General features: G+C 35.4%; 6 protein-coding genes and 1 pseudogene. 6 read left to right on the top strand and 1 reads right to left on the bottom strand.

Features of this window, described 5'->3' with window-relative positions; translation table 11 throughout:
• Window positions 1–430: 430 nt before the first annotated feature.
• From IPJ23_05560 to IPJ23_05540, 5 genes and pseudogenes are all read left to right on the top strand, one after another.
• Window positions 431–1,054 (top strand): annotated as a pseudogene (locus IPJ23_05560) (T9SS type A sorting domain-containing protein).
• A 35-nt stretch (window positions 1,055–1,089) separates the two neighbouring features.
• Window positions 1,090–2,175: a hypothetical protein gene (locus IPJ23_05555; GenBank protein ID MBK7630156.1), complete on the top strand. Its 1,086-nt coding sequence runs from the start codon at window positions 1,090–1,092 to the stop codon at window positions 2,173–2,175.
• A gap of 42 nt (window positions 2,176–2,217) precedes the next feature.
• On the top strand, window positions 2,218–2,382 hold the full coding sequence (locus IPJ23_05550; protein ID MBK7630155.1) for a T9SS type A sorting domain-containing protein: 165 nt from the start codon (window positions 2,218–2,220) through the stop codon (window positions 2,380–2,382).
• 465 nt (window positions 2,383–2,847) lie between these two features.
• Complete coding sequence (locus tag IPJ23_05545) at window positions 2,848–3,441, top strand: hypothetical protein (GenBank protein ID MBK7630154.1); 594 nt, start codon at window positions 2,848–2,850, stop codon at window positions 3,439–3,441.
• 129 nt (window positions 3,442–3,570) lie between these two features.
• Window positions 3,571–4,077 carry a hypothetical protein gene (locus IPJ23_05540; GenBank protein MBK7630153.1) on the top strand — a complete coding sequence of 169 codons (507 nt, stop codon included), beginning with the start codon at window positions 3,571–3,573 and terminating at the stop codon, window positions 4,075–4,077.
• A gap of 198 nt (window positions 4,078–4,275) precedes the next feature.
• Here the strand turns inward: IPJ23_05540 and IPJ23_05535 are convergent, their stop codons facing one another.
• Window positions 4,276–5,778, bottom strand: a complete 1,503-nt coding sequence (locus IPJ23_05535) for an MFS transporter (GenBank protein ID MBK7630152.1) — start codon at window positions 5,776–5,778, stop codon at window positions 4,276–4,278.
• A gap of 95 nt (window positions 5,779–5,873) precedes the next feature.
• Between IPJ23_05535 and IPJ23_05530 the strand changes: the two genes are divergently transcribed.
• The gene (locus tag IPJ23_05530) at window positions 5,874–7,055 is read left to right on the top strand and encodes a hypothetical protein (GenBank protein MBK7630151.1); all 1,182 of its coding nucleotides are present in this window, start codon (window positions 5,874–5,876) and stop codon (window positions 7,053–7,055) included.
• The last annotated feature ends 27 nt before the right edge of the window (window positions 7,056–7,082 follow it).

The raw sequence follows: 7,082 nt of genomic DNA, 5'->3' as shown, positions 1-7,082 counted from the left end.
TTATTCCTTGAACAATGGTGATACCTGGATTTATTCTGATATTATGGAACAGATAGATGATTCTTTACCTTGTAATCTTGGTTGTTATACTCCACGACAAACACGAGTCGGCCCTACTGGAATTATTTTCTGCTTCGTTGCTCAACGTGGCCCAATATTCGGAAATGCTGGTTGGGAGGGCTTTTTTGGTATATCAACCGATGGTGGGTTAAATTGGAGAACTCCGGCTAATATTAGTAGAGGTGGTGCGTTATTTTATTTTAGAAATCAATTTGTTATAACTATCGGAGGATCGTGGTGGAGTGGTTCAGTCGGCGGTGGCATATCCTTATCATCAGATTATGGAATTACCTGGGAAGAAATAGGTGGTCCTAATTCGGCTTCTGCTCTTGGCATTTTTACGAATGGTAATATCATTTGTGGTAGAGAAATGCTTGGGGAGTGGGGAAATGGTATTTTCCTAAGTTCTGATACCTGTAGTACTCATACACAAATTAGCACAATGATACCCTGGTGTGGACTCACTATACCATCAGTTGGTTTGTTAGTCGGTACAGAGGATTTAGGTGTATTCCTGTTCTCTGATGAAGGTGATAGTTTAGGTTCAAGAAACGAAGGTTTTATTAATTCCATAAATATCCAATCGCTCACACTAGATAACAACGGATACATTTACGCTGGTTTAGGACAAGATATGATATTAAGCTCTGGAGGTGTCTGGCGAAGACCGTCAAGTGAGATAGTTACATCAGTTAAACAAGAAAATAGTCAACCAACAGAATTCATACTCGAACAAAATTATCCAAATCCGTTTAACCCGAGTACAAAGATAAGTTGGTAGTCCCCAGTAGGCAGTCAGCAAACTCTGAAAATTTACGATGTACTAGGTAACGAGATTATGACTCTAATTGATGAGTACAAACCGGCAGGAAGATATGAGATAGAGTTCAACAGTCATTCCGGCGAAGTCCGGAATCTACCAAGCGGAGTGTATTTCTATCAGTTGCGTGCAGGTGACTATATAAATACAAAGAAGATGATTTTAATTAAATAAGTCACTAACCAATCATCCCTAATTAGGAGGTTGCAATGCGAATTCATTTTTACAAATCATTGTTGCTAATAACTCTATTAGTTGTGAGCAGTGGAGATTTAGTTGCCCAGGTAAACTGGACAAAGTACGTTGGAAATCCTCTCGGTTTAATAAATGGTGCCTCTGGCTCCTGGAACCGGAACGTATGCGAAGCAAGTGTATTATTCAATGCTGATTCTTCCAGATTTGAAATGTGGTTTTCAGGTACTGCCGGCAATCCAGTTTTTCCTTATAGAATTGGTTATGCAAAATCAATTGATGGTATATCCTGGGACTTGCATCCAGACCCCGTTCTTACTCCTACAAGTGGAACTTGGGATCAATACAATGTGCAATACCCTTTTGTAATTCGGGAAAATGGGCAATATAAAATGTGGTACTCTTCAAGTCTTCAACCCGATTATAATCAATGCAAAATCGGATATGCTACTTCACTGGATGGAATTGAATGGACTAAAGATACTCTGCATAATCCAATTTTTGAATCCGGAACAGATCCTTGGGAAGCAGGCGGTGTAATGGCTTGCTATGTAATGCCGGTTTCTGGCGGTTATAAAATTTGGTATACAGGCTTTACTACAGCATTAGCAAATGGAAATTTATATATAGGCTATGCAACATCTGAGGACGGCATCTCCTGGCAGCGAGACACAATAAATAATCCTGTATTAGAACCAGGTGTCGCAGGAGGATGGGAAGGTAAATGGGTGTGGTATCCGGAGGTATTATTAATTGATGAAATTTATTATATGGGGTATGCAGGTTCAAACATCGGTTTTTGGGCCAGAATTGATGTGGGATTAGCAACATCTTCTGATGGAATTGAATGGACAAAACACCAACAAAATCCGGTACTTTCGCCATCTTCAGGAATGTGGGATTGGCCAAAGGTAGAATGTAGCAGTATAAAATTAATAGGAGATTCATTGTGGATGTGGTACAGCGGAAATGCCTCTCTCATAAAATTTGGTCTTGCAACATCACTATTCGAACCCGTTTCAGTTGAACAAGAAACAACTCTGCCAACAGAATTCATACTCGAACAAAATTACCCCAATCCCCTTAACCCTTCAACAAAATAAAATACTCAATTCCGCAATTATCCTATGTTATAATTAAAGTGTTTGGACATTCTTGGTAATGAAATAGAATCACTAGGTAACGAAGAAAAAACAGTTGGCACTTATGATTTAACCTGGAATGCAGTAAACCTTCCAAGTGGAGTTTATTTCTACTGGTTGCAAGCTGGAGATTTTGTGCAAACAAGAAAAATGATTTTACTGAAGTAAGAAATAAATATTAATGGAAAGAAGGATAATATGTATTCAATATTCAAACAAAGAAAAACTTATATTTATTTTTATTGGGTGTAATATCACTGGCAGCCGCATTCATTGTCAGTATACCCGATAATCTGCCGGGCATTCTACTTGCTTTTTAAGTAGCGTGCTTTTTATTCTTGCATTTACACATAATTGGGTAAAGTCAAAGCCTTATGTCATACTACTCGTTTCTTCATTGGTGGGTTTTGTTGTTAGTGTAGTTTTACATAATGTTTTTGAAGCCGTAGGTAAGGGAACATTTCTTGAAGTGATAGGGGTATTCTTTTATATCAGCAATTTTTCTTTGTCCAGCAGGTTTAATTATTGGCGGAATTGGATCTATGATTAAATTATATAAAAGTGGAGATAAATGACCTCTATTATAAAATTCTTATATGCTAGTTTTAATTAGTTGTTAGAGGAATATCAATAATGAAAACAAGATTTAATACTTTGATTAAGATTATACCTTGGCTTATTGGATTTCTGCTCTCAACAGCTGGGATGTCTTTGGGCTATGTTTTCGGCTCAGATACAGCCAGCCTTATGGGAGGTGAACCAGGAATATGGGCTCGTTTAAGTAAGGGTTTTGTTTGGGGTGGAGTTATATCTTGCCTGCAATGGCCAATAGTTCGAGCTGTTGGTGTGTCCCCTTTACGGCTTATTTTAGCAGGTGCTGTTGGCTTTGCAGTAGGCTATCCATTTGGCCAAACCGTCCAAGGCTTCTTCATTTACAATTGGAACCTGCACTTGACGGGATATTGGTTGTGCATTATTACATTCAGTTTGTTTCTAGGAGTGCCACAATGGTTGATACTCCGTCAGCAATTGAAACTTGCAAACCTTTGGATCTTGTTAAACGTGTCAGGATGGCTGCTGAGGGGTCTTTTATCGCTCAATGGAGGTATGGCTGATTTTGGATACGGTATTGTGACCGGACTTGGGCTAGTCTGGCTTGTGCATTCCGAGCAGACAAATCGAAGTTTAAATGAGTCAGTAAATTCAACTTTTATTCAAGCTGAATAGGATGGAATAATTAAAGTGTTTTAGATTCGATTAGAGGAAATTTATAATATTGAATTAAATGCCGCTAATCTTCTGAGTGGAGTTTATTTCTAAAGAATGCAAGCGGGTTCTTTCGTTGAGACTAAAAAAATGATTTTATTAAAATTTAATAACCCCAAACTTGATTTGATCTGCATCAACGAAAATTTTGATTTTGATAAATTGGATTACTTCGCCAAGGAAGTACTTTTAAAAATTAATCAGCTTTTTCCTGATTGGCTGCATTATGCTAAAAATGATGAAGAATGGGAAACTAGATTTAACATTGAATGGCCTTCGCCATTTGAGGGAAATCCTGATTTATGGGTATCAACTGCCTCTGGGGATTATTGTGATTTACAGGTTGGGTTTGGTTACAATCATTTACATATGTTTTATGATCATCGAGAGTTAAAAACTCTTGAAAGCTGGATATTGAAAGTAAATGAATATTTGACTTTGATAAAATCAGAGGAATTAATTGCTGTGGGTTCCTACGTTGTATGGTTCCTAAAAACATATAGTTTTGTTACAAGATCTAAGTATGAGGAACTAGTTAAAAATAATAATCTTTTCGAGGCTTACTCCTGGCTTGGTACTTACAACTACCCAAAGTAAAACATTCTGTGATTATACAATTATAATTTGTTTTCTTAACTATTAATTTTGTTTTAGTTTCTAAAAATTTATTTGAGCTGCTTTATGAAAGTTTTTATTGAACACTTTAAGGTTTCTCTTTCCGACAACAAACATCTTTATATAGTAAGCACATTTACTTTTATCAATTACAAAAGATGAATTGATCCAGAAATTATTTTAATCCACATCATCTACAATTAAAGTAAACAATCCAGCAATTATCATTGATGCACCACCAAGAAGTAGGGCATAAATTGCTTCGCCGCCAACAATGTTTTTTACAAAGAAACCAAGAATTGCTGCTGCAGTAATTTGTGGTATGACAATAAAGAAATTAAAGATGCCCATGTAAACTCCCATTTTTTCAGCAGGAAGTGAACCGGCAAGAATTGCGTAAGGCATTGCAAGTATTGATGCCCACGCTAAACCAATTCCCAATTCTGATACTAAAAGGAGGTTAGGGTCTTTTATAAAATAAAATGATGCGAAAGAAATTCCTCCAATGATAAGAGAAATCATATGAACAGTTTTTCTGTTTGTAATCTTTGCAACCCACATAATCACAAACGCCATAACTGCGGCAAATCCATTGTAAACTGCCATTAAAACTCCAACCCAATCTGCTCCCTGATTATACAACTCTGAAGAAGGATCGGTTGCACCATAAATATGATGTGTTACTGCAGGAGTTGTATAAATCCACATTGCAAATAAAGCAAACCAGGAAAAGAATTGAACAACTGCAAGCTGTTTCATCGTCTTTGGCATATTGTAAAGATCATTTAAGATAGAAACCAATCCACCAGTAGTTTTATTTTGATTTGTAAAAAATCCAGCCATTATCTGAAGTAATCCAAAAATGATTGAACCAACAAATAAAACATAAAGTCCAAAATCATTTTCGTGCAGCACAAAGTGAAGGATTGCAGAACCAACAAATCCAACAAAAATCCAGATCAAACCATTTTTGTTAAATGATGTTGCTGAAATTAAATTGCTAATAGAAGTTTTTGATTGAGATAATTTCTTTTCTTCATCAGTAAACTTTTTTAATTCTTCAGGTGAATATTCTTTTGTTGAAAATACAGTGTAGAGCACTGCAAACAGAAAAACTGCACCGCCAATGTAGAATGAGAACTTAACTGAGTCAGGGATTTCTCCAGCTGCTGCAGTATTTGCAATACCAAACCAGTTTGTCATCATATACGGTAAAGCGGAAGCAACGATTGCGCCAATTCCAATAAAAAAACTTTGCATAGAAAACCCAACAGTCCGCTGTTCCGAAGGCAGCATATCTCCAACAAATGCTCTAAAAGGTTCCATTGAAATATTTATTGATGCATCCATAATCCAAAGCATTCCGGCGGCTACCCAAAGTGTTGGAGAGTTTGGCATAAAAATAATTGCCGCTGATGCAAGCAAAGCTCCAACTAAAAAGAATGGTCGTCTTCGTCCAAGTTTGTTCCAGGTTCTGTCACTCCAATGTCCTATGATTGGCTGAACAATTAGTCCTGTAACTGGTGCGGCTATCCAAAGAATTGGAATTGAATCGATGCTTGCTCCTAGAGTTTCAAATATTCTACTTACATTTGCATTTTGAAGAGCGAATCCGAATTGAATGCCAAGAAATCCGAAACTCATATTCCAGATTTGCCAGAAGGAAAGACGCGGTTTGTTCATTAAGTGTTCTCGAGTATTATTAAATTAGCAATGGCTAAAAATAGTAAATCGTTTTTAATTTAGATAACAAAGTTTACAAAATTTAGTTTGGTATCATGAAAATAGACATAAATAAAATAAAAGTAGTTCCGAAATTAATTAGTAATGGTTTTGAACTTTGCGTTTATGGAGAACCAGATAATGACGTTCAAGTATGGATTAATAACAATTCATTTCACATAAGTTCAGCAGATAAATACACTAACATTAATATTCCAAGTGGAATAAAGCTTTCAGACATTTTTTTAGATGCAGAACAATTTGAATGGATGGATGGATTTAGTCCCAATTTGAATAAGAAATTACATATCGGCCATTTCTCAAATCTAGTTATTAGCAAATCATTCAAATCACTTGGAGTATGCAAAAAAACAGTTAGCATTTATGGAGACACTTTGGAAGGGGAAGTGAAAACAGAAGATGCAGTGTTATCCTTAAATAATTATCAAAAATACTTCCAATTTATTGCGGACAAATCTTTTATGGCTTCGGAAGTTAAATACGGGGGTAATTTACTGAAAAACGGTTCAGGAGATTATGAAGGGACACAAATTTTTGAAATAGGTGCAGAAAAAATTGTGGGAATAAAAAGCAATGGGCAAACATCATATTTTTATCAGGATGTTTCACTTGCTGAACTACTAAATGCACCAACACTTTATTTGACAGGAAAAGAGCAAAGTAATCATTTTGAAATTCTTAAAAAACTTTTTCCAAATACAAGACATATTGGTTTAGGTTTAGTTAAAATATCAGGATTAAAAATGTCAAGTCGAATGGGAAATGTTATTTTAATCGATGAATTTATTGATCAAGTAAAGGGATCATTTAATGATGATTTGCAACTTATTTATAATGTATTTGCAGGTTTTATTTTAAAATCAAATCCGGAGGTAGATAAAGTTATAAACTTGGATATAATAAATAATCCTAAAAATTCAGCAGGATTATATTTGAGCTATACAATGGCTCGGTTAAAAAGTGCAGGATGTGAGTTGAAACCTATTGATTATTTTAATTCAAGAGAATTAGAGTTTGCCTATTTAAAGTCAAAATATAATTTGAAACCGAATATTCTTTTTGAGGCATTAGTTGAACATTGCAAGGATATAAACTCACTATACCCAAACTTTAGAATACAAAATAGCAGTGAAAATAGAAAAATGTTCGAATTAAAATTGTCCGATTTGATTTACGGATGCAGTAAGTTGGGATTGTTTACAATTAGTAAAGTGTGAAAAATCATGTAGCGTAGACAAAACATT

This window comes from Ignavibacteriales bacterium (assembly GCA_016709765.1).
Taxonomy (GTDB): Bacteria; Bacteroidota; Ignavibacteria; order Ignavibacteriales; family Ignavibacteriaceae; genus IGN3.
This window is presented reverse-complemented; position numbering and strand designations above follow the sequence as displayed.

Coding starts and splice junctions, on each gene's coding strand:
- IPJ23_05555 (MBK7630156.1), top strand. CDS start 1,090: ATGCGAATTCATTTTTACAAATCATTGTTGCTAATAACTCTATTAGTT.
- IPJ23_05545 (MBK7630154.1), top strand. CDS start 2,848: ATGAAAACAAGATTTAATACTTTGATTAAGATTATACCTTGGCTTATT.
- IPJ23_05540 (MBK7630153.1), top strand. CDS start 3,571: ATGATTTTATTAAAATTTAATAACCCCAAACTTGATTTGATCTGCATC.
- IPJ23_05535 (MBK7630152.1), bottom strand. CDS start 5,778: ATGAACAAACCGCGTCTTTCCTTCTGGCAAATCTGGAATATGAGTTTC.
- IPJ23_05530 (MBK7630151.1), top strand. CDS start 5,874: ATGAAAATAGACATAAATAAAATAAAAGTAGTTCCGAAATTAATTAGT.